Here is a 26,658-nt window from a genome sequence, read left to right as displayed (position 1 = left end):
CCTCGCCGGTCCGGCGAGACCGCCGCCTGCCGGGCCATGTCCTGCGCCGGGTGAGCGTGACAAGGGCACTAACCTTCGAGTTATGAGCGGATCACCGTCGCGCGTCTACGTCGCCCGGCTGGCCGGTCTCCCGGTGTACGACCCGAACGGAGACCAGGTCGGCAAGGTTCGCGACGTCGTGGTGATGCTCCGGCAGGGAACGCAGCCGCCCCGGGTGCTCGGGCTGGTGGTCGAGGTGTTCACCCGGCGGCGGATCTTCCTGCCGATGACCCGGGTCACCTCGGTGGACGTCGGGCACGTGATCACCACCGGTCTGGTGAACATGCGGCGGTTCGAGCAGCGCCCGACCGAGGTGCTCGTGCTCGGCGAACTGCTCGACCGGACCGTCACGATCCTCGAGACCGGCACCTCCGCCGTCGTCTTCGACCTGGCGATGGAGCAGTGGCGGACCCGCGACTGGGTGCTCTCGAAGGTCGCGGTGCGGGAAGGCGGCAAGCGGTTCCGGCGTCGCGGGCAGACGCACGTGCTCGACTGGACCGATGTCAGCGGCTTCGCGCAGATGGAGGAGGGGCAGGGGGCGACGCACATCCTGGCCGCGTTCGAATCGATGAAGGCCGCGGACCTGGCCGGCGTGCTGCACGACCTCTCGCCCAAGCGGCGTAAGGAGATCGCCGCGGCGCTGGACGACGAGCGGCTCGCGGACGTGCTGGAGGAACTGCCCGAGGACGACCAGGTGGAGATCCTGGCCGGCCTGGACACCGAACGCGCCGCGGACGTGCTCGAGGAGATGTCCCCCGACGACGCGGCCGACCTGATCGCCGAGCTCCCCACCGAGACCGCCGAGGCGCTGCTGACGCTGATGGAGCCGGACGAGGCCGAGGACGTCCGGCGGCTGCTGACGTACGAGGAACACACCGCCGGTGGCCTGATGACCTCGGAGCCGGTGATCCTGCCCGCGGACGCCACCGTCGCCGATGCCCTGGCCCATGTTCGCAACGCCGAACTGAGCCCGGCCCTGGCCGCGATGATCTATGTCTGCCGGCCGCCGCTGGAGACCCCGACCGGGCGGTTCATCGGGATCGGCCACATCCAGCGGCTGCTCCGCGAACCACCGTCCGCGCTCGTCTCCGGCGCACTGGACACCGACCTGGACGGGTTGCGGCCGGACGACAGCCTGCACACCGTGAGCAAATACCTCGCCACCTACAACCTGGTCGCGGCGCCCGTGCTCGACGACGAGGGCCGCCTGCTCGGCGCGGTCACCGTCGACGACGTGCTCGACCACCTGCTGCCCGACGACTGGCGCGACCCCGAACCTGAGGAGGTGGACCGCCATGCCCCGTGACGACCGCGGCACCGAGGAGCGCCGGCTGACCCGGCCCGCCGCCCGGCTGGACATCCCCCGCGAACTGCGCCGCACCATCGTCCGCCGCCGCGCGTACGACGCGGACGCGTTCGGGCGGCTCTCGGAGCGGATCGCCCGGTTCCTCGGCACCGGGCAGTTCCTCGTCTACATGACCGCGACGATCGTGTTCTGGGTGGTCTGGAACATCTTCGCGCCGCAGAACCTGCGCTGGGACGAGTACCCGTTCATCTTCCTGACGCTGGCGCTCAGCCTGCAGGCGTCCTACGCGGCGCCCCTGATCCTTCTCGCACAGAACCGGCAGGAGTCGCGCGACCGGGTCCAGTACGAGCGGGACCGCGACGTGGACGCCCGGACCAGGGCCGACATGGAGTTCCTGGCTCGCGAGATGGCCTCGCTGCGGATGTCGGTCGGCGAGGTCGCCACCCGCGACTTCCTCCGCTCCGAACTGCGCTCCCTGCTGGCCGACCTCGAGCTCAAGGACCGCGAGGACGACCGCGTCTGACCACCGGTGGGTAAGGAGAGCCTTGCCGGGCCTACGTCACAGTGGACTGCGGTCGGGCGGTAGACGGCGAGCACGTAGCCTGGTGTTATGGCCCCCACTGCTGATCAGGTGACCGCTGCGCTCGGTGGCGTGATTGACCCCGAGATCAAGAAGCCGATCACCGAGCTCGGAATGGTCGAGTCCGTCGTCGTCCGCGATGACGGTGTCGTCCACGTCCGGATCCTGCTGACCGTCGCCGGCTGTCCGATGAAGGACACGCTGCGGCGTGACACCAATGCCGCCGTGAGCGCGCTGGACGGGGTCACCGGGGTGGAGATCGACCTGGGCGTGATGTCTCCCGAGCAGCGGGCGGCGCTGCAGACCCAGCTCCGCGGTGGCGTGGCCGAGAAGGAGATCCCGTTCTCCCGGCCGGACTCGCTCACCAAGGTGTTCGCGATCGCCTCCGGCAAGGGTGGCGTCGGCAAGTCCTCGGTGACGGTGAACCTGGCCGTCGCGATGGCTGCCAAGGGCCTGTCGGTCGGCGTTCTCGACGCCGACATCTACGGTCACTCGATCCCGGCCATGTTCGGGGTCGCGGACGAGCGTCCGACCGCGGTCGACGACATGATCATGCCGGTGCCCGCGCACGGCGTGAAGGTGATCTCGATCGGCATGCTGAAGCCCAAGCGCGACCAGGTGGTCGCCTGGCGCGGCCCGATCCTGGACCGCGCCCTGGTGCAGATGCTCGCCGACGTCTACTGGGGCGACCTCGACGTACTGCTGCTCGACCTGCCGCCCGGCACCGGTGACATCGCGATCTCGGTCGGCCAGCGGGTGACCAGCGCCGAGGTCATCGTGGTGACCACGCCGCAGGAGGCCGCCGCCGAGGTGGCCGAGCGGGCCGGCACGATGGCGCAGATGGTGCACCAGCGGGTGGCCGGCGTGATCGAGAACATGTCGTTCCTGCCGTGCCCGCACTGCGGTCCCGAGCACCGGATCGAGATCTTCGGCTCGGGTGGTGGCGCGCGGGTGGCCGCGACCCTGTCCCAGCGCCTCGGGTACGACATCCCCCTGCTCGGCGAGGTCCCGCTGGACGAGCGCCTGCGCAGCGGCGGCGACGTCGGTCAGCCGCTGGCGCTGTCCGACCCCGAGACCCCGGCGGCCCAGGTCCTGAGCGAGATCGCCGAACGCCTCGGCGGGAAGCCCCGCGGCCTCCTCGGCCGCCAGCTAGGCCTCTCCCCCGTCGGCCGCTAGTCCCCGGCGGCGGCCAAGCTGTTGGCCGCTTGCTGCGGTTGAATGGGCAGGGTGCCTTTCCCTGCCGAGACGCCTGTTCTGACCGACGGTGTGGTGACGCTGCGCGCGCCTCGCCCCGAGGACCTGCCTGGCGCGATCGAACGCAACACCGAGGACCCGGACAGCACGTTCGACGCCGACGACGCGCGGCGGTGGATGAGCTACGGGATCCCCGAGGCGTGGTCCGCCGGCACCCGGCTGGTCTTCGTCATCGAGCACCAGGGCCGGTACGCCGGCACGGTTGGACTGGCGCCTGACGCCAACGGGAACGCGAGCGTGCACTACGGACTCGGCAGCTGGGCCCGAGGTGCGGGGATCGCGTCCCGGGCGGTGCGGCTGGCTCTGGAATTCGGGTTCACTGTCTGCGGGTTCCACGTCATCCACTGGTGGGCCCGGGTCGGGAACTGGCCTTCTCGCCGGGTGGCCTGGGCGACCGGGTTCCGCCTGGGGCCGACGATTCCCGCGCTGGCGGAGGACCAGGGCCGTCGTACCGATGCCTGGACCGGGTGGATGGGGCCGGATGACCCGCGGTCGCCCCGGCAGCCGTGGTTCGTGAACCCAGTGCTCGAGACCTCCCGCCTGCGGCTGCGGTCCTGGCGTGACGACGAGGTTGACCGGATCACCACCGCCCGGACGAACCAGGCGACGGCTCATTTCCTGCCGTTCCTCCCCCAGCCTTTCACCGCCGAGGATGCGCGGTTCTGGCTGAAGGACATGGCCGAGCAGGCCGCCGCCGGGCTCCGGTTCAACTGGTGCGTCGCCGATCGGAGCACAGATGTTGCCCTGGGCAACATCACGCTCTACAACCTGGCCACCCGGATCGACAGTGAACTGGGATACTGGGCCCACCCCGACGCGCAGGGCCGCGGTGTCATGGCGGAGGCCCTCCGCCGGGTCGCCGACTGGTACTTCTCCCCGGCCGGGTTCGGCGGCCGTCGCCTGGTCATCCGCACTGCCGCCAGCAACAAAGCAGCCCGCCGGGCCGCCGAGTCAGCCGGCTACCAGCTCAGAGGCCTCGACCGCGCCGCCTTCGCCCTGGGCGACAAGACCGTCGACGACCGAGCCGTCTACGACCTCCTCCCCACGGACGATTAGTTGTAGGCGTCGGCCTGGATGCGGTAGAGGGCGGCGTACTGGCCGTTGCGGGCCAGCAGGTCCTCGTGGCTGCCGGACTCGGCCAGCCGTGATCCGTCCAGGACGACGATCAGGTCGGCCATCCGGACGGTGGAGAACCGGTGCGAGACCAGGATCGTGATGCGGCCGTCCGTGTTGTCGCGCGCCGTCTGCGCATAGCGCTCGAACAGTTCGTGCTCGGTCTCGGCATCCAGAGCGGCCGTGGGCTCGTCCAGGACCAGCAGCAACGGACGGTCCCGCATGAATCCACGAGCGAGCGCCAGCTTCTGCCACTGGCCGAAGCTGACCTCGGCTCCGTCCGGCCAGGTAGGACCGAGTTGCGTCTCCAGCCCGTCCGGCAGCCGATCGACGACATCCTCCGCTCCGGCACGGCCAACCGCGGTGGAGACCGCTGACTCCTGGTCGAAGCGAGGCAGATCGCCGACCCCGACGCTGTGCCGGGCGCGGAACTCGAACCGGAAGAAGTCCTGGAACGCTCCCGCCAGCCGATCCCGCCAGTTGTCGGTTCGCATCCGCGACAGCGGCCGGCCGTCCACCAGGACGCGCCCGGAGGTCGGCTCGTACATCTTGGCCAGCAGCTTCACCAAGGTCGACTTGCCCGCGCCGTTCTCACCGACGACCGCGATCACCCGGCCGGCAGGCAGGTGCACCGAGACGTCCTCGAGCACCAGGCGATCCGTGCCCGGGTAGGCGAAGGACACGTGCTCCAACCGGATCCCGTCGTCCAGCCGCTCCGGTACTTCGACGTCGGCCTGCGCGTTGAACGCCTCGGCGTAGTTCTCCAGCCAGACAAGCCGGCGGGAACCGTCGAGCCAGATCCCGCGAAGGAAACCGATCTCCCCCACGGTCGCTCCGACGTACGCCGACAGCCTCGCCCCGGCCGCGAGGATCAGCAGGACGTCGCCGACCGAGCCGTCGAGGCCGACAGCCACCAGCACCACAGCACCGACGTACGCGGCGCTGAAGATCGCCCAGGCGAGGGCGTGCCAGGCGGCACTGATCCAGCGGACCTTGGCGATCGGGCGGTACCAGCGCTCCCACTCGCTCCGTCGCCGGCTGACCAGGTCCGGGCCGATCCCCGTCACCCGGACCTCCTTGCCGGCCGCGGCTGTGGTCGCAGTACGGAACAAGTGATCCGCCAGCCTGCTGTACGACGCGTGGCGTTCCTCGGTGACCCGCTCGATCCCCGGGCGCCAGGCGGACGTCAGCACGGTCGGCAGGGCGAAGACGACGAGCAACGCCAGGATCGGGTCGATGGAGACGAGCAGGGCGATGGTGACGCCCAGCCGGAGGATCCAGCCGCAGGTCGAGAACAGCGACATGTACATGTGGTCGAGCACGAACACCTGCTTGCGCAGGACCGACAGCCGGTCCAGGTAGTCGCGTCGCTCGTGGTGCTCGATGGTGGACACGGAGGCCTGCAGCCGGGCGACGTGCGCCTCCAGCGCGATCGTCACGCGGTCACGGAACCGCCGGGACACGCGGGTGCTGACGGTGCGGAGCAACCAGGTCGCGGTCACCGAGGTCGCCATACCGGCAGTGGCCAGGATGACCTTGGAGCGATCCTCCTCCAGCAGGCCGTCGGCGAGGATCTTCAGGAGGAGGGCGAGCAAGGCATCGGGGATCGCGGCCAGCAGGGTCATCGTGAAGGCGAACACCAGCAAGCCGGGCTCGTGCTGGTAGCCGAGCTTGCACAACCGCCACATCGCCGGCAACGCCTTCGGCATCGTGTCGGGGTCCGGCTCAGAGGACGTCATAGGTCAGTCCTTCCTCGTCGGTCTCGGCCGTGAACCGTCTGGCCTGCAGGTCGAACATCGTCCGGTAGCGGCCGTCCAGCGCCATCAGTTCGTCGTGGCTGCCGAGCTCGATCACCCGGCCCTGCTCCAGGACGCAGATCCGATCGGCGTGCCGGACGGTGGAGAACCGGTGCGAGATCAGGATCGTGGTCACCCCTCGCGTCGCGGCCAGGATCCGGTCGAAGACCGTCGCCTCCCCGCGGACATCGAGCTGAGCGGTCGGCTCGTCGAGCAGCACCAGGCCCGCGCCCTCCCGCACCGCGCACAGTGCCCTCGCCAGCGCCACCCGCTGCCACTGCCCGCCCGAGAGGTCGGTGCCGCCGTCATAACCCTTGGCCAGTGGAGTGCTGAGCTCCGCGAGCCCATCGGCACCGGCATCCCTCAAGGCAGCAAGGATGTCTTCGTCCTTCGCCCCCGCCGGCGCGACGTTGTCCCGCAGCGGCAACTCGAACCGGATGAAGTCCTGGAACACCGCGGTGACCTGCTCTCGCCAGGCCGTCACGGACAGGTCGCGCAGGTCCTTGCCGTCGACCTCGATCGAGCCGCTGTCCGGGTCATACAGGCGGCACAGGAGCTTGGCCAGGGTCGTCTTGCCGGCGCCGTTGCGCCCGACCACCGCGAGCGAAGTACCGGCGGGGATCGTCAGGTCGAGGCCGTCGAACACCTTCCGCGTCGCGCCCGGGTAGGCGAAGGTCAGGTCGCGGATGCGGAGGTCGCCGGGGACGGCTGCGACTGGCGAGGGGTTCATGACGAGAGCGCCCCTCGGTGCCATCGCCGGCCGCAGACGCTGCACTGCCGCCACCGGCGCCGACGCGCCGTCCAGCGACCAGTTCAGGCCGCCGAACGCGACCATGGAGACGCCGATGGCCAGTTGCGCATTGGTGATCAGCGCGTCCAGGCCGATCCGCCCGTCGAGCGCTGCCGACGCCAGCGCCCAGAACACCAGGCCGTTCCCGACAGCGACGATGAGCAGACTCCAGGCCAGTGGTTGCTCCCGTAGCCGGGTCGCTTCGTACTGCAGGCTGAACAACCGGCGTCGCCGCTCGGTGAACCGCTCGACCGCCCAGTCGGCCAGCCCGAACAGCCGCAACTCCTTCGCCGGCTCGGGGTCGACGGCCAGCTGATAGGCGTACGACGCGTGCCGCTGGGCCGAGCGGACCTCGTCGGTGTTGCGGTCGCGCCAGACCCCACTCTCGCGCAGCAGCCAGTGAGTCGAGCCCCAGGCCACTACCAACAAGATCGGCGCCCACCAGGTGAACTTGAACAGCACGACCGCGCAGGCGATCCCGCCGAACAGTTCCACCAGGCTGCCGGCGATGAAGTCGACGTTCAGGTACATCGGCGGTCCGGTCTGGCCGCGGTCGAACTCGCGGGCGACCTCCAGATCCTCGGCCAGGCCCGGGTCCTCGAGATGGCCGATGCCCGGCGGGTCGACGCAGGCGCCGGCCAGTTCGTCGTTGAGCCAGGCGGCGACCCGGCTGCCGAGATTGGAGCTGACTGCCTGGTGGATCGGCATCAGCACCTGCATCAACACGAAGGTGATACCGACTCTGGTGAGCGGCGCGGCCAGTTCCCCGCTGTGCTGGACGGTCCCGACCAGCTGGCCCATGGCGAGCGCGAAGAGAGCGGGGAGGGCGCCGCGGGTGAGCAGCAGCAACCACCAGAGCGCGGCCAGTGGCGCACTCGCACGGGGCAGGACGGTGAAGAACTGCCACTCCGGGCGACTGCGGACACGGGCTATCATGCCGACAGCGTGACAGAGACAGCCGACGCTTTTCTTGACGATTTGCCGGATCGCTCCGGCTCAGGCGATGCCTGAGGAGATCAGGTGGCTTCGGGGTCGAAGGGGGCACGGACACCGGCGGGGAGGCGCTGCGGGGTGTCCATCGCGTCCATCGACGAGACCGGCTTGTCCGCGTCGAACTCGTCGTCCATGCCGTCCAGCAGGTGCTTGCGGACGAAGCTGCGCGGGTTCAGGTCGCGGACGTCGAGGTCGGCGAACTCAGGGCCGAGCTCGTTGCGCAGATCGTTCTGGGCGTTGTTCACCATCTGGCGGACCTGGCGGAGCAGCCGCCCGGCGGTCCGGGCGAACTCCGGCAACCGGTCGGGGCCGAAAACGAGCACCGCGACGATCGCGATCACCCCGAGCTCGAGTGGCCCGATGCCGAACATGTCCCCACCTCTCCGAACGTGGATCCAACACCGCGGGACAGCGTAGCCCGCCCCTGGTCAGCCCGCGTTTCGGGCCGACCGTTCAACCTGTGGCGGTCAGCCGGTCTGCGTGCCGAGTGTCACCGTGATCTCGCGAGGCTTGCCCGCACGCTCGAACTCCAGCCGCACGCTCTCGCCCGGCTGGTGCGCCCGGATCGCCACGATCAGCGCCTCGGCGGTCTCCACCACCTGCTTGTTGATCGAGGTGATCACGTCTCCGGTCCGCAGCCCGGCACGCTGCGCCGGCGAGCCTGCCGTCACCTCGCTGACCCGCGCACCGCCCTCGAACTGCATGTCGACGTTCGCGCCGATCACCGGGTACGACGCCTTGCCGGACGCGATCAGTTGCTGCGCGGTACGGCGGGCCTGGTCGATCGGGATCGCGAAACCGAGGCCGATGTTGCCGCTGGTGCCCTCCTGGGCGCCGCGCACGGTCGCGATCGCGGAGTTCACCCCGATCACCCGGGCGTTCATGTCGACCAGCGGACCACCGGAGTTGCCGGGGTTGATCGCGGCGTCGGTCTGGAGTGCGTTGATGTAGGAGATCTCGCCCTCGCCGCCTGCCGTGACCGGTCGGTTCTTGGCCGAGATGATGCCGGAGGTGACCGTGCCGGCCAGTCCCAGCGGCGAGCCGATCGCCACCACGTCCTGCCCGACGACCGCGACCTCCGACTTGCCGAACTGCACCGACGGGGCGTCCAGCCCGAGCACCTGGACGACGGCCAGGTCGTACGCCGGCGAGCGGCCGACCAGCCGCGCGGTGGCGGTCTTGCCCTTCTGGGTCACCACCTGGATCGCGCCGCCGGTCGCCGCGGCGGCGACCACGTGGTTGTTCGTCAGGATGTGCCCGGAGCCGTCGATCACGAAGCCGGAGCCGGTCGCGTTGGAGTCGTCCGCGCCCTCGACCTTCAACTGGACCACGCTCGGCAGCAGCGTCTCCGCCACGGACGAGACGGACCCGCTGCGGACCTTGGGGTCGGCGACACCGATCGGCGGGCCGGACTGGTCGTCGATCGTGCCGCTGTGGTCCAGCGCGACGACGGTCGCGGCCGCACCGGCACCGGCGAGCAATCCGACGATCAGTGCCACGATTGCGGCGATGCCGATCAGCCGGCCACTTTTCGGCGGCGGGGCCGGGGTGTACGCGCGGGCCTGCTGCTGGTGCCAATCGAGCGGCGGGGGCGGCGTGTACGTCGGCTGGTAGGTCGGCCAGGCCTGCCCTGGATAGACCGGCCGGAAGAGCGGATCCTGCGGCTCGGGCTTCCCGAAGCTCCGCTGGCTGGTGGAACGCATCGGACCCTGCTGCCGGTACTGCGCGTCGCCCCCGGGCAGCGGAATCGGAGCAGCCCCGACACCAGCCGTCGGCGGCGTCAACGAGGCCAACGCGGGATTCCCCGGCGCAGCCCCATTCGAAGCAGCGCCATTCGAAGTGGGACCACCCGCACCCGGCCCCGGCATACCGGGTGCACCTGCGCCCGCAGTACCGGCGGTGGCTGCTGCGCTGGATTGCGCGATCGTCGGGTCGGTCGGGGGGACTACTGGTCCGGCGGTCAGGGGGTCCTTGGGGAGCTCACGGGTGGGTTCCGGGTCCGCGGGATCCCGCGGCGTCCGCACTGTCGGCTCGGCGTCATCCCAGCTCACGGTGCCCCGCCTCACGTCGTCGTTGTCTCGTGGTCGGAGTGCCCCGCCGGGATCGCCGGGAGGTACTCCCACACTTGATTATCCCAGCTTGTGGGAGAGAGCACCCATCGGAGTGAGCCAAGACGCGATTTTGGCCAGTCCCGTGCCCATTCTCTGGACAGCCGTGACTCTCGGTGGCGGCACGTGCGGGAAAGCCGCCACCACCTGGCCGAGAACGTCGTACGGCAGGTCGCCGACCAGCGTGTAGACGATCCCTCCGGACGACCAGACCGCGTACGACGGCATGCCGTAGCGCTGGTAGACCCGGGCGCCCTCTGGCGTCGTAGTGGCCGTGTAGCCCGCCACGGCGGCCGGGTCGAGCTGCCCGCGCTGCTCGAAGAGGGAGACGTTGAAGAGGCCGTCGGAGTACGAGAACTGCAGGGACTTGGTCGCGCTGTCCTGGTGCACGTCGTACAGCTGCAGGGACGCGGGCAGCGCGGCCGAGCAGGTCCAGCCCTGGGAGCGGAGGTTGTCGACCTTGCTCATGCCGACCGACTCCACTCCACCCGGCGCCATCGGCGGCAGGTGCCCGAGGAACTCGGAGTCCTCGATCTCCAGCTCGGTGAACACGGTGGCCCGCACCATCGTCTTGCCGTCGGCATTGAACAACTGCCGCTGCAGCAGCAGCCCAGTCGTCTTGTCGATCCAGAAGCGCGCGGCGAGGGTCTGGTCGTCCCGCAGCGCCTCGATCATCACGGCGGCCCGCCCGATGGTGTCCGTGCAGCACTTGTAGACCAGCTGGTACGTCGCCTGCAGCAATGCGAGGGGTCCGCCGTCGATGGTCGGGCCGACAGCATGGTTGGCCCGCTGCACGAACGCCTTGGCGCCCGGTGACGCCGAGGAGCCGAGCACGCTGATCTCGGTCCCTTGCGAGGCGGCGTGCACGATGTCGAGCATCGCCGAGCTGGAACCCTGCGGTCCCCAGGAGGTGATGATCTGGGTGCCGTGGAAGGAGACGAGGTCCGGAGCGGCCGCGGCGCGCTCCAGCCAGGTGACGGCGGACGGCGAGTCCTCACGCTGGCCGGAGGGCGCAGGCGTGGCTGCTGCGGGCAGGGGCAGGCCGAAGCCGATCAGCGCGGTGCCGACCAGGACGGCGAGCCGGGAGAGGCTCACTGCTCAGCGCCCCGTCAGAGCCACCGGCTGCAGCGTGGGGCTCAGCCCGGCGTAGCCAGCCCCGTTGAAGGAGTTCAGCAGGGCCACCGGATCCGCGAACGGGGTTCCGTTCGTGGCGGCGGCGTGGTCGGAGGAGAAGCTCGCCACGGGCGGCTGCAGCACCGGCGGCTGCTCCTGCCGCGCCGGGTCACCCAGCACGAACGCAGTACCGAGCAGTGACGCGACGGCGGCAGCCGAACCGGCTGCACCAAGTACTCCGGTACGCCGACGCGAGCGGGTTGCCGCACGGGTGCCAGGACGGGTGGCTCCGGTCCGGGCGGCGGGGAACGCGGAGCGCTGCGGGCTGAGCGAGATCGCCGGTGTGAGCACCGGACGGACCTCCTCGCGCGGCTCCGGGGAGAACGACGGAACGCCGAGCAGCCGCTGCATCAGGTCGGTCGAGGGCTCCGGGTCCGGCGTGGCCGCCAGGCGGGTCTTCAGCCGGCGCTGGGCGTCCACCTCCGACCGGCAGGCGTCGCAGCCGACCAGGTGGCTCAGGACCTTGTCGCGGGAATCGTGGTCGAGCTCACCGTCGACAACGGCGCTCAGCTTGTCCAGGGGGTGTTGCAGCGTCACCGGTCGTCACCTCCGGCACCGAACGGCCCGTCGGCGGGCGGGCCACTGACACGGGTCTGGCCGGACCGCGGCGCACGGTGCTCGAGGTGCTTGCGCAGCATCGAGCGGCCGCGGTGGATCCGGCTGCGCACGGTGCCCAGCTTCACGTCGAGCACGTCCGCGATCTCGTCGTACGTCATGCCCTCGATGTCGCAGAGCACCACGGCCGCCCGGAAGTCCTCCGGCAGCGCGTCCAGCGCGTCCTGCACATCGTGGTCGAACAGGTCGTGGTCGAGCTTCTCCGCCGGGCCCGAGCCCTTGGACGGCAGCCGGTCGTGCGCGTCGTCGGGCAGGCCGTCGAAGCGGATCCGCTGCCGGCGGCGGGCGCCGTCCAGGAAGAGGTTGGTGGTGATCCGGTAGAGCCAGCCCTCGAAGGTGCCCGGCGTGTAGGACGACAACGACCGGAAGACCCGGACGAAGACCTCCTGGGTCAGGTCCTCGGCGTCGTGCTTGTTGCCGGTCAGGCGGTAGGCCAGCCGGTAGACGCGGGCCGAGTGGGTCCGGACGATCTCGTCCCAGGACGGCAGCACCTCGGCGTCGGCCTCGGCCTGGACCTTGGACTCGGCCTCGGCGGGGGTCTGCTGGGGTGCGAACGCAGGCGCCACGGAGATGTCGACCGGCTTCACGGCAACGCCTCCCTGGGTACCCGTCCTGCGATCCGCACTCTGCGGGGCAACGAGCGTGACCACCATGGTGCCGCGTTCACCGTCCTCTGCGCACGTCGGGGACACCCGGGTTGAACCCTGAGATGCCGGTACGACGGGTCAACGGCCTCCGTGACCGGGAAGTTCCCCGGCCCGGTGATCGCACTCGTAGCACTGGACGCGCGAGCTGACATCAACGTTTGACTTCTACTTCTCTTCGATCACGGCGATGGGATCCCCGTCCCGGACGACCTCGCCCTCGGACACCTTCATCTCGGTGATGGTGCCCGCCACCTCGGCGAGCACCGGGATCTCCATCTTCATCGACTCCAGGATGACCAGGGTGTCCTCCGGGCCCACCGTGTCCCCGGCCTTGGCGGTGACCTTCTGGACGTTCGCCACCAGCTCTGCCACCACGGTGTGACTCAACGTGCACTCCTCTGCTCCTGGATCCTCAGTCGATCCTAGTGCCGTCGCCAGCTGCTCTGCGGGCCCGGTACGACGCTACGCGGGTGCGGCTGGAACACGTAGGCGTGCAGAAGCGGCGGGGGCGTCGCTCGGCCGGGTTCACGAACACCCGCTCGCAGTCCTCGGCGGCGCACGAGTCGATCGCGGCGAACCCGTGCCCGGCGGCGAACCCCGCCAGGCCGAGCGCAGTACCGGCGGCAAGCCACTCGGCCCAGGTCGCCTCCGGTCGCGCCACATGAAGGTGCCACGGGGCGCCGTCGTGGTCGGACAGATAGGGCCGTACCGCGTACTCGGCGAGCAGGTCGTTCAGGATCATCGCGGCGTCGCGGGGCTCGGCGTGGAAGACCGGGCGGATCCGCTCACGGACCGCCTTCACCTGGTCGAGGTCGTCCTCGTCGACGTCCGCGGTGGGCTCGCCATGGTCGAGCAGGAACCTGTCGAGCGCCTCGGGTGAGGTCAGCTTCTCCGGGTCCAGCGACTTGGTGTTCACCAGGTCCACCGCGAGCCGGATCAGCCGGTCCGGTGTCTGCAGGGTCTCCACGCGAACTTCCTTTCCGGTGGCGGCATCGTAACGGCTTTGTTAGCGTAACGCGTAACGACTGCTTATGCGTTACAGGAGGCCAGGTGATGTCCGAGCGGCTGCCGGCGAGCTACTACCTCGCCGCGACGCTGGCCCGGGTCGGGGACGAGATGGTGGCGTTCACGCTCGTGCTGCTCGTGCTGGAGCGCATGGACAGCCCGGCGCTGGCTGGTCTTACCGGAGCCGCCTACGCCCTCCCCGCGGTCATCACCGGCCCGCTGCTCGGCACCTGGCTCGACCGCACGCCATACCGGCGTACTGCGCTCGGCCTCAACCAGGCTGTCCTGGGCGCGGTGATGCTGGCGATGCTCGCCGTAGTCGGTCACACCGCTCATTGGGTCACGCCGGCCCTGGCCGCTCTCGCCGGTACGACGCTGCCGCTCGTGAGCGGGGGTTTCACCAGCATGCTGCCGAGCCTGGTCCCCCAGCCGCTGCTGGCGCGGGCGAACTCACTGGAGGCAGCGAGCTTCGGTGCGGCCACGATTACCGGTCCGGCGGCGGCTGCCACGATCGCTGCTGCTGTCTCGGTCGAAGCTGCCGCAGCGGTCATTGCCGTCACCGCGACGCTCAGCATCTTCGCGATCATGCGGCTGCCCGCACTACCTGCCGCGATCGACGTCGCTGACCGAGAGCCCTTCCTGGGCTCGGTAGTGGCCGGCCTGGCACACCTGGCCCGTACTCCGCGGCTGCGGGCCTCCACTGTCACGACCACGCTGCTCATGGGGGTCATGGGCGTCCTGCTGATCACGCTGCCGCTGCACATGGAGTCGCTGGGCGCTCCGAGGTCCGCCGCGGGGTACCTGTGGACTGCTCTGGAGATCGGGAGCGTGGCGACAGCCCTGCTGCTCGGGCGTTGGCAGACCCGCTGGCGCCCCGAGCACGTAGTGATGGTGTCGGTGGCGCTCTACGGCTTGGCCTTCACCACCTGGCCGCTCGCATCGAGCCTTGCCGTCCTCCTGGTGCTCGCCACTGCCACCGGTCTTCTGGAGGGGCCGATGTTGCCGGCGATGTTCTCCGCGCGTCAGCAGTACAGCTCTGTTGAACTGCAGGGCCGCGTGAGCACCACAGCCGCCAGCCTGCGCGTCGGCGCGGCCGCCCTGGGCCAGGCCGCCGGCGGACTCCTGGTGCCGGTTGTCGGCACCCACACTGCGCTCCTGGCCGTGGGAGCAGCACTCCTCGCCGCCTCGGCTCTTGGCTACCTCTCGACTCTCGGCCGGGCCGTCACCCCGGCCCGGCTCTGAGCCTCGCGCAGCAGCCGCAGCGGCGTGGGCAGGGTGTCAGTCGAGGATGACCGAGCGGGTGAGGCTGCGGGGCTGGTCCGGGTTGAGGCCCAGGGCGAGGGACTTGGCGACCGCCACCCGCTGGGCCACCACCAGGGAGGCCATCGGGTCGAGGTCGGGGTGGTGGACGATCGTCGCGCCGGTCGCCGCCACGTCCTGCAGCAGGCCCTCGGGCGGAGTACCGAAGATCCAGACGCCGCGGCCGGGCTGGGCGATGGCGATCGGGCCGTGCCGGTAGTCCATCGCCGGGTACGCCTCGGTCCACGCCGACGCCGCCTCGCGCTGCTTCAGGCCGGCCTCGTGCGCCAGGCCGACGGTCCACCTGGTGCCGAGGTAGGTGACCTGCTCCAGCTTCGCCAGTTCGTCCACGTCGACCGTGAGCGCCGTCTCGGCATCGGCCGCGGCCTGGGTCAGGTCCTCCCCCAGCGACGCCCGGAGCAAGGCCAGCGTCGTGGTGGCGAACCGGGTCTGTACGACGGACTGCTCGTCGGCGAAGTCCAGCAGGATCGTCTGGTCGGCCAGGTCGACGATCGGTGACCCCGGCGTCGCGGTGATCGCGATCGTCGGGAGGCTGGTCTGCCGGATCAGCTCGAGCACCTCGGTCGTCGTACCGGACCGGCTGATCACCACCACCGCGTCGTACTCGCGACCGGCCGGGAACTCAGACCCCGCGAACGCGTCGGTCAGGCCCTGGCCGAGGTCCTCCCGCAGCGCGGCGTACGCCATCGCCATGAACCAGGAGGTGCCGCAGCCGACGGCTGCAACCCGTTGACCGGGAGTGGGCAATGCGCCACCGTACTGCGCGAAACCGGTCGACACCTGCCGCCAGAGGTCGGGCTGAGTGGCGATCTCAGTGCTCACGAATGGCGTGTCGGTCATGTCGTCTCCGGAGATGTAATGGTCGAAACTGCTCGAACGTGATCGAATGGTGCCAACCGGCAGCCGTCCGGCTGACCGATTGTGTGAAGGAGGACCCCCGGGTGAAACGTTATGAACGTCTGAACACGTTGCTCGAGTCGCTCGCGGAGAAGGGCGCGATCGATGTCGACGAGCTCGCCGAGCAGTTGCACGTGTCCGCGGCGACGATCCGGCGCGACCTGGACCACCTGGGAAAACAGCAACTCCTGACCCGTACCCGCGGCGGCGCGGTGGCCAACGCGGTCTCGTACGACCTGCCGCTGCGCTACAAGACTGCGCGTTTCGCGTCGGAGAAGCAGCGGATCGCGCAGGCCGCCGCCACGCTGGTCCGCCGCGGCATGGTGATCGGCATGAACGGCGGCACCACGATCTCCGAGGTGGCCCGGACGCTGGCCACCCGGCCGGAGCTGTCCGCCGAGCACGGTGAGCCGGCCTTCACCCTCGTCACCAACGCGCTGAACATCGCCAACGAGCTGATCGTCCGGCCGCACGTCAAGATGGTGCTCACCGGCGGCGTCGCCCGGCCGCAGTCGTACGAGATGATCGGCCCGCTGTCGCACCGGATCCTGGCCGACCTGTCGCTGGACATCGCCTTCATCGGCGTCGACGGGATCGACGAGACCGGCGCCACCGCCCACCACGAGGGCGAGGCGAACATCAACCAGCTGATCGTCAGCCGCGCGGCCAAGGTGGTCGTGGTGGCCGACTCCAGCAAGCTCGGCCAGCGGGCCTTCGCCCGGATCTGCGAGCTCAGCGAGATCGACACCCTCGTCACCGACGCCCAGGCGGACGAGTCCCAGCTGGCCGTCTTCAAGGAAGCCGGCATCGACGTCATTCGGTCCTGACATCGCCCGCACCTCCTTCAAGGGTGGTCTCTGACCTGTCAGCACGATCATATCTGCTCAAGGGCCGAAGTTACGAGCAAGAGTGCGCAGCCTCCGCGCGGGAGACGCTGGCTGAGCGCCCCGGGACGCTAGGCTTCGGCCTAGATGAGTACCGCAGCGGCATCGATCAGGGAGGGCATCATCGCCACGGGCATCGACCCCACGTCCTGGGCCTACGCCGAGGACTACACCGGTGAGGACGAGGTCGTCACCGGTGCACGGGCGAGCGCCGAGGACAGCGGCATCTCCGCGATCGGCCCGGGCGCGGCGTCCGCGCTGAGCATGCTGGCCGCCGCGGTGGGCGCCAAGGCGGTCGTCGAGATCGGCACCGGCACCGGCGTCTCCGGGCTCGCGCTGCTGCGCGGGATGCGCACCGACGGCACGCTGACCACAGTCGACATCGACGCCGAGAACCAGCGCCTCGCCCGCAAGACGTTCCTGGACGCGGGCGTCCCCTCGAACCGCTTCCGGCTGATCGCCGGCTCCGCGCTGGACGTGGTCACCCGCCTCACCGACGGCCACTACGACCTAGTCTTCTGCGACGCCGACAAGCGCGAGTACACGGCGTACCTGCACGAAGCCCTCCGCCTGCTTCGCCCAGGCGGCCTCGTCGCCTTCGACAACGCCCTCTGGGAAGGCCGCGTCGCCGACCCCTCCCACCGCGACCCCGACACGAACGCCATCCGCGACCTCATCCGCGCGATCCGCGAGAACGACGACCTGGTCTCCGCCCTCCTCCCAGCAGGCGACGGCCTCCTCGCCGCCGTCAAGCGCGCCTGAATCCCACTTCCCCTTCGTCACCTACTGCGCATAACAGTTGCAGAGAGTGAGGAAGGATGTGGTAGAACTACCCAACAAAACCGACATTGGCGCTAATCGGCGTCCCGATTAGTATGATTGTCGGTTGTTGTTAGGGGGTTCTGCATGCGCTCGTTCGCCGAGCTCGACCGACTCATAGGCCGGGTGCCTTCACAGGTTGTGATGCGTCTCCGGGACATCGACACCGGCCGAGGAAGCGAAGCGCTTTACCGGCATCAACTGCCGGCCCTGCTGACCGAACTCGCGAGTCGTGCCCGGGTCCAGAGCATCACCGCGTCGTCGGCGATCGAAGGTGTGGTCGTTCCCGACACGCGCAGGGCCCAGCGGATCATCAACGGCGACGCCGGAGTACTGCGTAACCGCAGTGAGCAGGAACTCGCGGGCTACCGCAAGACGCTCGACTACCTGTTCCAGGAGGACTGGCATCCGCTGAACGTCGGTCTGATCCTGCACCTGCACCGGCTGCTGTGGTCGGAGACCGCCCTGGACGGCGGTCGACTCAAGACCGACGACAACCTCGTGGTGGACCGCTCGCCCGACGGCAGCGTGACGGTGCGTTTCGTACCCGTCGCCGCGGCGAAGACGGAGAGCTACCTCGCCGATCTGCTCGAGCGCTACCAGGCCGCGCAGGCGGCATCGCGCCACCATCCGATCCTCTTGGTCGGCCTGGCGATCCTCGACCTGCTGGTCATCCACCCCTTCGCTGATGGCAACGGTCGAGTTGCCAGGGCACTGACCAACGCGTTGCTCATCGACGCCGGGTATGAAGTCTGCCGGTGGGTGTCGCTGGAACAGTCCATCGCCGATACCGCCGACGAGTACTACGACACGCTGCTCCGCTCGACCTCCGATTGGCATGAGGACAAGGCCGATCCGTGGCCGTGGCTCAGCTACTTCGTCGCCACTCTCGCATCCGCGTACGACACCTTTGCTCGCAGGGCAGCGGCAGACCGGTCCGGCAGCACCAAGCAGGAGCGAGTCCGCACTCACGTGCTCAAGCACGCCGCGCCCGTCTTCAAACTGGCGGACATTCGGGAGGCGTTGCCCGGGATCAGCGACCAGACCATCAGGCTGGTTCTCGATCAGCTCAAGGCAGACAAGTTGGTGATGCCCGACGGCACCGGCCGGGCCGCGCGCTGGCGGCGGATCGCACCCATCAGATCGAGCGGCTCACCCGCCTAGCAAGTCGCTCAGGCGGATATGAGATCAGCTGGAGTGTCTGGTTAGTTCGGCGGTTACCTGGTGCCACGCGTCGGTTTGGGGGTCTATGACGTCGTAGTGGCCGGCGCCCTGGACGGGGATCAGGCGGGCGGTGGGGTGGGCGGAGACATAGGAGTCGGCGATGGTGATGGGGACGCGGGTGTCGCCGGTGCCGTGGACGATCGAGACCGGGGTGATCGGCGCCGGGAGGCGGACCGGGTCCAGGTCGTTGCGGACGCCGCTGCCGATGAAGTCCTGTACCGCGCCGTCGTCGAGGCCGAGGCGGTCTGCCATCAGCAGGTCGGCCACCGGGGCCAGGGCGACGGTGCCGCGCAGTCGGACCGGATTCATGGTTGCCGCGGCCCACAACGCCAGCTGGCCGCCCGCCGAGTGGCCGGCGAGGACGAAGCCCGCATGGAGGTCCATCAGGTCCGGCAGCCTGTCCAGAGCGGCCCGTACGTCGTCCATGGTGGCGTCGGGGGTCCCCGGCTCCCGGCGGTACTCGATGGACGCTACAGACCACCCCTCGGCGGTCAGGGCCTCCCCCAGCGGCCGGGCGTGCACCCGGTCGTACTCCGGCCGCCAGAACCCGCCGTGGATGAACACGATCGCGGGCCGGTACTCCTTGGCGTGCCAGACGTCGATCACCTGGTCCTCGTGGTCGCCGTACCGGAGCAGTTCGTCCGGGTCGGCGGCCTCGCGGGACAGGACAGAGCGGTTCTCACTCATCTGACCTCCCTAGGAAACGCAGGGCGTTGTCAGACAGCAGCTTGACCTGCTGCACCTCGGAGAGCCAGTCGGCCCGCCGGACAACCTCCCCGACGGGACGTTCACCGAGCGGGTACGGGTAGTCACTGCCGACCATCACCCGATCCTCGCCGAGGGTGTCAACCAGTAACCGCAACGCCGCCTGCTCGAACACCACGGTGTCGACCGAGAACCGGTCCAGGTAGTGGCTGGGCGGATGCTGCGACCGCCCCCGTACGACGTCGCCGCGCCGGTGCCAGGCGTTCTCCACCCGGCCCAGCCAGAACGCGAAACTCCCGCCACCGTGGGCGAAACACAGCCGCAGCGACGGCGGCAGTTCGTCGAAGGCACCGCCCAGGATCATCGCCAGCAGCGACAGATGCGTCTCCGCGGGCATCCCGGTCAGCCAGCGGGCCATCCAGCGATCCAGCCGCGGCCCACCCGGCATGTCCCACGGGTGCACCAGTACCGGCGCACCCACCTCGGCGCAGTGTTTGAGGAAGGCAACGATCCCGGCGTCGTCGAGATCCTTGTCGCCGACGTGGTTGCCGATCTCCACCCCGACGTGTCCGGCGGCCAGGCAACGATCCAGCTCGGCGCAGGCCGCCTCCGGATCCTGCAGCGGCACCTGGCAGAACGGGACCAGGCTGTCGTCGCCGGCCAGCGTCTCGAGGGTCAGGTCGTTGAAGATCCGGGACACCTTCACCGCCTGGTCGGCGGGCCGGTCGTAGGCGAAGAACACCGGCGTCGGCGACACCACCTGCAGGTCGACGCCGTCGGCCGCCATGTCCTGGTGCCGCACCGCCGGGTCCCAGGTCTGCGGCCCGATCGGGCGGAACTCGTTCTCCCCCACCATGATCATCGCGGCCCGCTCGGAGTCGATCCGCAACCACGGCCAGCCCTCCCCGCCACAAGCCTGGGCCAGGTCAGGCCAGCCCTTCGGGACGAGGTGGGTGTGGACGTCGACGGTCCGCGCCGTCACGCGGACTCCGCCGCGAGAACCGCACGCTGCCGCCGAAGCTGCCCGCTCTCCCGCATCAGCCCTTGCCTGGGTGGACCGTGCCGCAGTTCGGGCAGGTGCGGGCGTCCTCGCTGTCGTAGAACGCCTTGAACACCGGCGGCAGGTCCTCGACGATGTCGTTGACCTGCAGTTCCGCCTCGTGCACGATGCCGTTGCAGTTGGCGCAGTACCAGCGGAACTTCTCCAGCGTGCCCTGCTCCCGGACCCTCTCGATCACCAGGCCGATCGAGTCCGCGTCGCGCTGCGGCGAGTGCGGCATGTTGCGCGGCAGCACCCACATCTCGCCCTCGTTGATGTCGACCCGGCCCGGCCCGTCGTCCGTCATCACGTCGACGTGCATGGTGCCCTTGATCTGGTAGAAGAACTCCTCGTACGGGTCGACGTGGAAGTCGGTGCGCTGGTTCGGCCCGCCGACCACCATGGTGATGAAGTCGTCGCCGGTGGGGAACATCTGCTTGTTGCCGACCGGCGGCTTCAGCAGGTGCTTGTTGTTCTCGATCCAGTCCGGGAAGTTCGTCGACTCCAGGTTGACCATCACGTCACCTCTCCAGTGTCTGCTGCGGGCTGCGTCGATCAGCCGGAATGGCCGCAACGGCTTGGATCTCGATCAGTAGTTGAGGATGGGGCAGCTGATGTACTGCGACCGTGGTGCGGGCCGGCCCGTCCTCGTCGAAGAACTCGCCGTACACCTCGTTGTAGCCACCGAAGTCGTTCATCGACACCAGGTACGTCGTGACGCTGACCAGGTCGCTCAGGTCGGCATCGACGGCCTTCAGGATGTCCCGGATGTTCTCCAGCACCGCCCGGGTCTGCACGCGGATGTCCAGCGTCGTCGTGCCGAACTCGTCGACCGAGGCGCCCGCGATCGTGTTGTCCGGCAACCGGCTCGACGTCCCCGACACATAGGCGAACCCATTCGCCACCTTCACGTGCGGGAACCGCCCGCGCGGTGTCGCCTTCCCCGCCACCAGTTTCGCGTCGGAGCTCATGACAACTCCACGCAGACGTTGGTGAGCTCGGAGTAGAAGTGCAGCGAGTGGTTGCCGCCCTCGCGGCCGATCCCGGACAGCTTGACGCCGCCGAAGGGAGTCCGCAGGTCGCGGAGGAACCAGGTGTTGACCCAGACGATGCCGACCTCGAGCGCCGCGCCCGCACGGTGTGCCCGGCCGACGTCGCGGGTCCAGACGGTTGCCGCCAGCCCGTACTTGCTGTTGTTGGCCAGGGCGAACGCCTCCTCCTCGGTGTCGAAGGGGGCGATGTGACAGATCGGGCCGAAGATCTCCTCGGTGTTCGTCCGGGCGTCCGCCGGCAGTCCGGTGACCACCGTCGGTTGGACGTAGCAACCGTTGTCGCGGGCATCCCCGAAGGTCGGGACGCCGCCGCCCGCGAGGAACTTGGCTCCCTCCGACCGCGCCAGCTCGTAGTACCCGAGGACCTTCTCGCGGTGCTGCTGCGAGATCAGCGGCATGTTCACTGTCGCCTCGTCCGATGGCCAGCCGAACGTGAGCTCACTCGCCCGCGCGGCCAGCCGCGAGCAGAACTCCTCGTACACAGGGCGTTCGACGTAGAGGCGTTCGGTGCACAGGCAGACCTGGCCGCCGTTGGTGAAGACCGAGCGGACGGATCCCTCGACAGCCGCATCGAGGTCGGCATCCGCGAAGATCAGGCCCGCGTTCTTGCCACCCAGCTCGAACGACGTCGCCTTGACCCCGTCTGCCGCCGCCTTGGCGATCGCGCTGCCGGTCGCGGATTCCCCGGTGAAGGTGATCGCGTCGACCCCCGGATGCTTGGTCAGGAACTCCCCGGCCGAGGACGGACCGAAGCCGTGCACGAGGTTGAAGACACCAGCCGGTACTCCGGCCTCCGCCATCACCTCGGCGAGAACGGTGGCCGAGGACGGGGTCTCCTCCGAAGGCTTCACGACCACAGTGTTGCCGCAGGCAAGCGCCGGGGCCACCTTCCAGGTCAGCAGCAGCAACGGGAGGTTCCACGGCACGATGATCGCGACCACTCCGACGGGCTTGCGGACCGCGTAGTTCAGCGCCCGGCGGCCGTCGGCGAGGGTGGTCGTGAACGACTCGGTGGACGCGGTGGTCGCAAAGTCGGCGAAGGCGCGGAAGTTCGCCGCGCCGCGCGGGATGTCGAGCGTGCGGGCCTGGCTGATCGACTTCCCGGTGTCGCCCACCTCGGCGGCCACCAGGTCGTCGAAGCGGCGCTCCAACTCGTCGGCGACCCGCCGGAGGATCACCGACCGCTCCTGCTCGCTCATCGTCCCCCACGGGCCCCTCAACGCAGCCCGGGCCGCGGTCACGGCGGCATCCACCGTCGCGGCGTCCGCCTCGCAGACATCGAAGATCTTCTGCCCGGTCACGGGGCTGAGCTTGGCGAAAGTCGACCCGCTGGAGACGAAAGCGCCGTCGACGAAGTTCCGCAGCAGCCCCGCCTCACTCGGCTCCCCGGTCAACAGTTCCGACCGCCACAACGTCGCGTTCATCGTCGTCTCCTGCCCGCGCGGGCCGCGGCGCCGAGCACCGCGGCTCCGGCGAGGACCGCGGCGGCGAGGTACTGGTGCTGGCGGTGGACGCGGTCGCGGACATCGGCGTACGGGGCGGTGGAGAAGGAGACGAGTTCGTAGCGGGAGACGTAGCGGCCCGGGAGGAAGCGTTCGAGGGCGTGCTCTATGCGCTTGCCGAGGCGGAACACCGGGGAGGCGACCTTGTCCCGCATCTCGACGAAGTTCGCCAGCGCCATCTCGGCGATCGCCTCGGTGTTCTCCCGCCGCCGGTGCTCGTACAACGGCAGCGCCCGCGCCCAGGATCCACCGGTGTCACCGAGGCAGCGGTCCAGCTCGACCACATCTTCGAAGGCACAGTTCGCGCCCTGCCCGTAGAACGGCACGATCGCGTGCGCCGCGTCCCCGACCAGTGCCGTCCGCCCGTGCGCCTGCCATGGCTGGGTGTGCACGGTGCCCAGTACGCCGACCGGGTTGTGCCGGTAGTCGTCGACCAACTCAGGGGCCAACGGCAACAAATCCGGGTAGTGCGTGCGGAAGTGCTCCTCGATAGCCGCGGAGGTGTTCAGCGCGTCGAAGCTGCCCGTCGGCCAGAACAACGTGCAGGTGAAGGACCGATCAGGGTTCGGCAGAGCGATCATCATCGACGTCCCGCGCGGCCAGATGTGCAGTGCTCCCGGGTCCAGCGCGAACTCGCCGCCGGCCGCCGGGATGCTCAGCTCCTTGTACCCGTAGTCGAGGAAGTCAACCTCCTCGCTCAAAGCCCCCTCAGCCAGCAACTGCCCCCGTACTGCGGACCCGGCCCCGTCCGCACCCAGTACTACGTCCGCATGCGCCTCGACCTTGCCCGCGGGTGTCTCGAAGATCAGCTTCCCGGCCTGCGAGTCGAGCTCGAGCAGCCGGTGCTCGAAGCGGATCTCCACCCCGGGAGCAGCCTCGGCGGCGTCGAGCAGGGCGTTGTTCAGCGCACCCCGGCTGATCGAGTTGATCGCCCGCTCACCGCTCGCGCTGTACTGCTGGAAGTCCAGTGGCCCTTCCACCGGGTGGATCATCCGCCCCTTCATCGGCAGCGCGTCGGCCATCACCTGGTCGACCAGGTCGATCCGGCGCAACGCGTCCAGGCCGCGCTCCGAGATCGCCAGGTTTATCGACCGCCCGCGCTCGGCCTGGCCGCCGCGCGGATCCGGCCGCCGCTCGTACAGGGTGACGTTCAGACCCCGCCGCGCCAGGAAGCACGCCAGCAGGCTCCCCGCCAGCCCAGCACCGACGATGCCAACACGCTCACTCATGCATTCTCCGGAACTGTCTCGGCCAGCGCTTGTGCCGCGCGCCAGCAATCGTGGTACGTCGAGTAGAGCGGCACCGGCGCGAGGCGCAGTACGTCGGGCTCGCGGGCGTCGGCGATCACCCCGAACTCGAAGCGGAGCACCTTCGCCAGCTCCCCCGCAGTACGGGCGCCGCCGATCCGCAGCGAGAGCTGGGCGCCGCGGCTAGCCGGGTCGGTCGGCGTGATCACCTGCAGCGGCCGGCCCGGCGTGACGCCGGCGAGCAACCTCTCCAGGTACGCCGTGAGGCGGACGCTGCGCTCGCGGAGAGTCCCAATGCCGACCTTGTCGAACAGCTCGAGGGACGTCCGGACCGGGCTCATCGAGAAGATCGGCGGGTTCGACACCTGCCAGGCGTCCACCGAGGCGGGGGGACGCGACACCGCGGCCATCTCGAACCGGCTGGCCGCGTCCGTGCTCCACCACCCCTCGAACCGCTGCAGCGACGGGTCACCCAGATGGCGCTCGTGCACGAAGGCTCCGGCGAGTGCTCCCGGGCCGGAGTTCAGGTACTTGTACGAGCACCAGGCGGCGAAGTCCACGTCCCAGTCGTGCAGGGTGAGCGGGACGTTCCCGGCCGCGTGCGCGAGATCCCACCCGACCACCGCACCGGCGGCGTGACCCGCGACGGTGATCGCCGGAATGTCCATCAGCTCGCCGGTCAGGTAGTTCACGCCGCCCAGGAGGACCAGGGCCACATCGGATCCCAGCCGCTCGACGACGTCCGCAGTACGGAGGCAGTCCTCGCCTTCGCGTGGGCGGAGTCGGACAACCACGTCGTCTGGGTCGAAGCCGTGGAAGCGCGCCTGCGAGCGGACCGCGTAGCTGTCCGAGGGGAACGCCGAGTCCTCGATCACGATCCGGAAGCGCTCGGGCGTCGGCCGGTAGAACGACACCATCAGCAGGTGCAGGTTGACCGTCAGCGAGTTCATCACCACGGTCTCGCTCGGGAGCGCCCCGACCAGGCGGGAGGCCGGGCCGGTGAGCAGTTCGTGGTACGGCAACCACGGCCTGGCGGCGTCCAGGTGGCCCTCGACGCCCAGTGCCGCCCAGGAGTCGAGATCCTCGAGCAACTCGGTCCGGGTCGCCTTGGGCCGCAGACCGAGGGAGTTGCCGGCGAAGTACGCCACGTCCGGGTAGGGGCCGCCGTCCGCCCGCGGGATGTCGAACAGCTCCCGGTGGCCCGGGTCGGCTGCGTCCAGCGACCGGGCCCCGGATTCGGACTCGGCCTCGGCGGCTGCTGCGGCGCTCACGCCTCGATGACCGTGCCCTTCCCGATCGCCGTCACGCCGCCCTTGCTGACCGTGAAGCCGCGCTCGCGGTCCAGGTCGGGGTCGACGCCGATCTTCACCCCTTCCGGCACGATCACGTTCTTGTCCAGGATGACGTTCTTCAGCACCGCGTTGGCGCCGATCTTGCAGTTGTCCATGATGACCGCGTGGTCGATCTTCGCGCCCGCGCTGACGATCACGTTGGCGCCCAGCACGGAGTGGTCCACGATCGCGCCGGAGATGATCGAGCCGGCACAGACGATCGATTCGCCGACGGTCGCGTTGTCGGTGAACTTGGCGCCCGGCAGTTGCGGGTGCGAGGTGAAGATCGGCCAGTCGTGGTTGTAGAGGTTGAACACCGGCTGGATCGAGACCAGGTCCATGTGCGCCTCGTGGTAGGAGTCCAGCGAACCGACGTCGCGCCAGTACGAGTGGTCCCGCTCCAGCGCGCCCGGGATGTCGTTGTCCTTGAAGTCGTAGACCCCGGCCTTGCCCTCGGCAACCAGCATCGGGACGATGTCGCCGCCCATGTCGTGCCGCGAGGCCGGGTTCGCCGCGTCCTTGCGCAGCGCCTCGACCAGCACGTCCGCGGTGAACACGTAGTTGCCCATCGAGGCGAACGTCTCGTCCGGCGAGTCCGGCAGCCCGGGCGGGTCGGCCGGCTTCTCCAGGAACTCCGCGATCGTGTGCCCGTCGTCGCCGGTCTTGATCACGCCGAACTCCGACGCCTCGATCCGCGGTACCCGGATGCCGGCCACGGTGACGCCGTTGCCGCGCTCGACGTGCGCCGCCACCATCTGCGAGGCGTCCATCCGGTACACGTGGTCCGCGCCGAAGACGACGATGATGTCAGGCTGATGGTCGTTGATCAGGTTCATCGACTGGTAGATCGCATCGGCGCTGCCCTGGTACCACTGCGGGCCGAGCCGCTGCTGGGCCGGCACGCAGGTGACGAAGTTGCCCAGCAGGGTCGACATCCGCCAGGTGAGCGTGACGTGCCGGTCCAGCGAGTGCGACTTGTACTGCGTCAGCACGCACAGGTTGCGGTAGCCCGCGTTGACCAGGTTGGACAGCACGAAGTCGATCAGGCGATAACTGCCGCCGAACGGCACGGCCGGTTTGGCCCGGTCCGCCGTCAGCGGCATCAGCCGCTTCCCCTCGCCGCCGGCCAGCACGATTCCGAGAACTCTGGGTGCCTTCGCCATGTCCGCACCTTAGCTTCGCTCGGCCCTTCGCAATAGACGGTTGCGAGTGTCGCCAC

26 protein-coding genes are annotated in these 26,658 nt (G+C 69.5%); 8 read left to right on the top strand and 18 right to left on the bottom strand.

Annotation, left to right across the window (positions count from 1 at the left end):
- The first annotated feature begins 82 nt into the window (after positions 1–82).
- The 4 genes from EV648_RS13095 to EV648_RS13080 all read left to right on the top strand — a co-directional run bounded on the left by EV648_RS13095 (position 83) and on the right by EV648_RS13080 (position 4,235).
- Positions 83–1,345: a magnesium transporter MgtE N-terminal domain-containing protein gene (locus EV648_RS13095; protein WP_132289782.1), complete on the top strand. Its 1,263-nt coding sequence runs from the start codon at positions 83–85 to the stop codon at positions 1,343–1,345.
- Positions 1,335–1,868, top strand: a complete 534-nt coding sequence (locus EV648_RS13090; protein ID WP_132289779.1) for a DUF1003 domain-containing protein — start codon at positions 1,335–1,337, stop codon at positions 1,866–1,868. The genes EV648_RS13095 and EV648_RS13090 overlap by 11 nt, the downstream gene beginning before the upstream one ends.
- Positions 1,869–1,955: 87 nt before the next feature.
- Complete coding sequence (locus EV648_RS13085; RefSeq protein WP_132289777.1) at positions 1,956–3,101, top strand: Mrp/NBP35 family ATP-binding protein; 1,146 nt, start codon at positions 1,956–1,958, stop codon at positions 3,099–3,101.
- Between the two features lie 51 nt (positions 3,102–3,152).
- Positions 3,153–4,235, top strand: a complete 1,083-nt coding sequence (locus tag EV648_RS13080) for a GNAT family N-acetyltransferase (RefSeq protein WP_241995101.1) — start codon at positions 3,153–3,155, stop codon at positions 4,233–4,235.
- On the opposite strand, the gene EV648_RS13075 is transcribed toward EV648_RS13080, so the two are convergent.
- From EV648_RS13075 to EV648_RS13035, 9 genes are all read right to left on the bottom strand, one after another.
- A complete protein-coding gene (locus tag EV648_RS13075) occupies positions 4,232–6,031 on the bottom strand; it encodes an ABC transporter ATP-binding protein (RefSeq protein ID WP_132289774.1) in 1,800 nt (599 codons plus the stop codon). The two genes, EV648_RS13080 and EV648_RS13075, sit on opposite strands and share 4 nt — an antisense overlap.
- Positions 6,018–7,814 (bottom strand): ABC transporter ATP-binding protein, encoded by a 1,797-nt coding sequence (locus EV648_RS13070; protein ID WP_132289770.1) that lies wholly within the window; start codon positions 7,812–7,814, stop codon positions 6,018–6,020. Before EV648_RS13070 ends, EV648_RS13075 begins: the two co-directional genes overlap by 14 nt.
- 80 nt (positions 7,815–7,894) lie before the next feature.
- On the bottom strand, positions 7,895–8,242 hold the full coding sequence (locus EV648_RS13065) for a sec-independent translocase (RefSeq protein WP_132289767.1): 348 nt from the start codon (positions 8,240–8,242) through the stop codon (positions 7,895–7,897).
- Positions 8,243–8,338: 96 nt separating this feature from the next.
- Entirely contained in the window at positions 8,339–9,922 is a 1,584-nt protein-coding gene (locus EV648_RS13060; RefSeq protein ID WP_132289764.1) for a S1C family serine protease, read from the bottom strand.
- A gap of 78 nt (positions 9,923–10,000) precedes the next feature.
- On the bottom strand, positions 10,001–11,074 hold the full coding sequence (locus EV648_RS13055) for a sigma-E factor regulatory protein RseB domain-containing protein (RefSeq protein WP_132289761.1): 1,074 nt from the start codon (positions 11,072–11,074) through the stop codon (positions 10,001–10,003).
- Positions 11,075–11,077: 3 nt separating this feature from the next.
- Positions 11,078–11,689: an anti-sigma factor gene (locus EV648_RS13050; RefSeq protein ID WP_132289758.1), complete on the bottom strand. Its 612-nt coding sequence runs from the start codon at positions 11,687–11,689 to the stop codon at positions 11,078–11,080.
- Positions 11,686–12,420 (bottom strand): RNA polymerase sigma factor SigE, encoded by a 735-nt coding sequence (sigE, locus tag EV648_RS13045; protein WP_132290598.1) that lies wholly within the window; start codon positions 12,418–12,420, stop codon positions 11,686–11,688. Before sigE ends, EV648_RS13050 begins: the two co-directional genes overlap by 4 nt.
- Before the next feature lie 159 nt (positions 12,421–12,579).
- Positions 12,580–12,801: a biotin/lipoyl-binding carrier protein gene (locus tag EV648_RS13040; RefSeq protein WP_112244158.1), complete on the bottom strand. Its 222-nt coding sequence runs from the start codon at positions 12,799–12,801 to the stop codon at positions 12,580–12,582.
- A 25-nt stretch (positions 12,802–12,826) separates the two neighbouring features.
- On the bottom strand, positions 12,827–13,381 hold the full coding sequence (locus tag EV648_RS13035) for an ABATE domain-containing protein (RefSeq protein ID WP_132289755.1): 555 nt from the start codon (positions 13,379–13,381) through the stop codon (positions 12,827–12,829).
- Between the two features lie 86 nt (positions 13,382–13,467).
- Between EV648_RS13035 and EV648_RS13030 the strand changes: the two genes are divergently transcribed.
- Positions 13,468–14,661, top strand: coding sequence for an MFS transporter (locus tag EV648_RS13030; protein WP_241995099.1), 1,194 nt, complete (start codon positions 13,468–13,470; stop codon positions 14,659–14,661).
- 36 nt (positions 14,662–14,697) lie between these two features.
- Here the strand turns inward: EV648_RS13030 and EV648_RS13025 are convergent, their stop codons facing one another.
- Positions 14,698–15,579, bottom strand: a complete 882-nt coding sequence (locus EV648_RS13025; protein WP_132289752.1) for an SIS domain-containing protein — start codon at positions 15,577–15,579, stop codon at positions 14,698–14,700.
- Positions 15,580–15,680: 101 nt separating this feature from the next.
- On the opposite strand from EV648_RS13025, the gene EV648_RS13020 reads away from it, so the two are divergent.
- From EV648_RS13020 to EV648_RS13010, 3 genes are all read left to right on the top strand, one after another.
- A complete protein-coding gene (locus EV648_RS13020; RefSeq protein ID WP_112244167.1) occupies positions 15,681–16,463 on the top strand; it encodes a DeoR/GlpR family DNA-binding transcription regulator in 783 nt (260 codons plus the stop codon).
- A 144-nt stretch (positions 16,464–16,607) separates the two neighbouring features.
- The gene (locus EV648_RS13015; protein ID WP_132289749.1) at positions 16,608–17,282 is read left to right on the top strand and encodes an O-methyltransferase; all 675 of its coding nucleotides are present in this window, start codon (positions 16,608–16,610) and stop codon (positions 17,280–17,282) included.
- A 201-nt stretch (positions 17,283–17,483) separates the two neighbouring features.
- Positions 17,484–18,503 (top strand): Fic family protein, encoded by a 1,020-nt coding sequence (locus EV648_RS13010; protein WP_199234573.1) that lies wholly within the window; start codon positions 17,484–17,486, stop codon positions 18,501–18,503.
- A 24-nt stretch (positions 18,504–18,527) separates the two neighbouring features.
- Here the strand turns inward: EV648_RS13010 and EV648_RS13005 are convergent, their stop codons facing one another.
- The 8 genes from EV648_RS13005 to glgC are packed head-to-tail and all read right to left on the bottom strand — an operon-like array spanning position 18,528 to position 26,602.
- A complete protein-coding gene (locus tag EV648_RS13005) occupies positions 18,528–19,250 on the bottom strand; it encodes a S9 family peptidase (protein WP_132289743.1) in 723 nt (240 codons plus the stop codon).
- Positions 19,243–20,250, bottom strand: coding sequence for an amidohydrolase family protein (locus EV648_RS13000; RefSeq protein WP_132289740.1), 1,008 nt, complete (start codon positions 20,248–20,250; stop codon positions 19,243–19,245). The genes EV648_RS13005 and EV648_RS13000 overlap by 8 nt, the downstream gene beginning before the upstream one ends.
- A 55-nt stretch (positions 20,251–20,305) precedes the next feature.
- Positions 20,306–20,824 carry a 3-hydroxyanthranilate 3,4-dioxygenase gene (locus tag EV648_RS12995; protein WP_132289737.1) on the bottom strand — a complete coding sequence of 173 codons (519 nt, stop codon included), beginning with the start codon at positions 20,822–20,824 and terminating at the stop codon, positions 20,306–20,308.
- Between the two features lie 4 nt (positions 20,825–20,828).
- Positions 20,829–21,278, bottom strand: coding sequence for a RidA family protein (locus EV648_RS12990; protein WP_132289734.1), 450 nt, complete (start codon positions 21,276–21,278; stop codon positions 20,829–20,831).
- The gene (locus tag EV648_RS12985; protein WP_132289731.1) at positions 21,275–22,783 is read right to left on the bottom strand and encodes a 2-hydroxymuconic semialdehyde dehydrogenase; all 1,509 of its coding nucleotides are present in this window, start codon (positions 22,781–22,783) and stop codon (positions 21,275–21,277) included. The genes EV648_RS12990 and EV648_RS12985 overlap by 4 nt, the downstream gene beginning before the upstream one ends.
- Positions 22,780–24,090 (bottom strand): NAD(P)/FAD-dependent oxidoreductase, encoded by a 1,311-nt coding sequence (locus EV648_RS12980; RefSeq protein WP_132289728.1) that lies wholly within the window; start codon positions 24,088–24,090, stop codon positions 22,780–22,782. Before EV648_RS12980 ends, EV648_RS12985 begins: the two co-directional genes overlap by 4 nt.
- A complete protein-coding gene (gene kynU, locus EV648_RS12975; RefSeq protein ID WP_132289725.1) occupies positions 24,087–25,379 on the bottom strand; it encodes a kynureninase in 1,293 nt (430 codons plus the stop codon). Before kynU ends, EV648_RS12980 begins: the two co-directional genes overlap by 4 nt.
- A complete protein-coding gene (gene glgC / locus EV648_RS12970; protein ID WP_132289722.1) occupies positions 25,376–26,602 on the bottom strand; it encodes a glucose-1-phosphate adenylyltransferase in 1,227 nt (408 codons plus the stop codon). Before glgC ends, kynU begins: the two co-directional genes overlap by 4 nt.
- Positions 26,603–26,658 lie beyond the last annotated feature (56 nt).

The organism is Kribbella sp. VKM Ac-2568 (genome assembly GCF_004345365.1).
GTDB lineage: Bacteria > Actinomycetota > Actinomycetes > Propionibacteriales > Kribbellaceae > Kribbella > Kribbella orskensis.
This window is presented reverse-complemented; position numbering and strand designations above follow the sequence as displayed.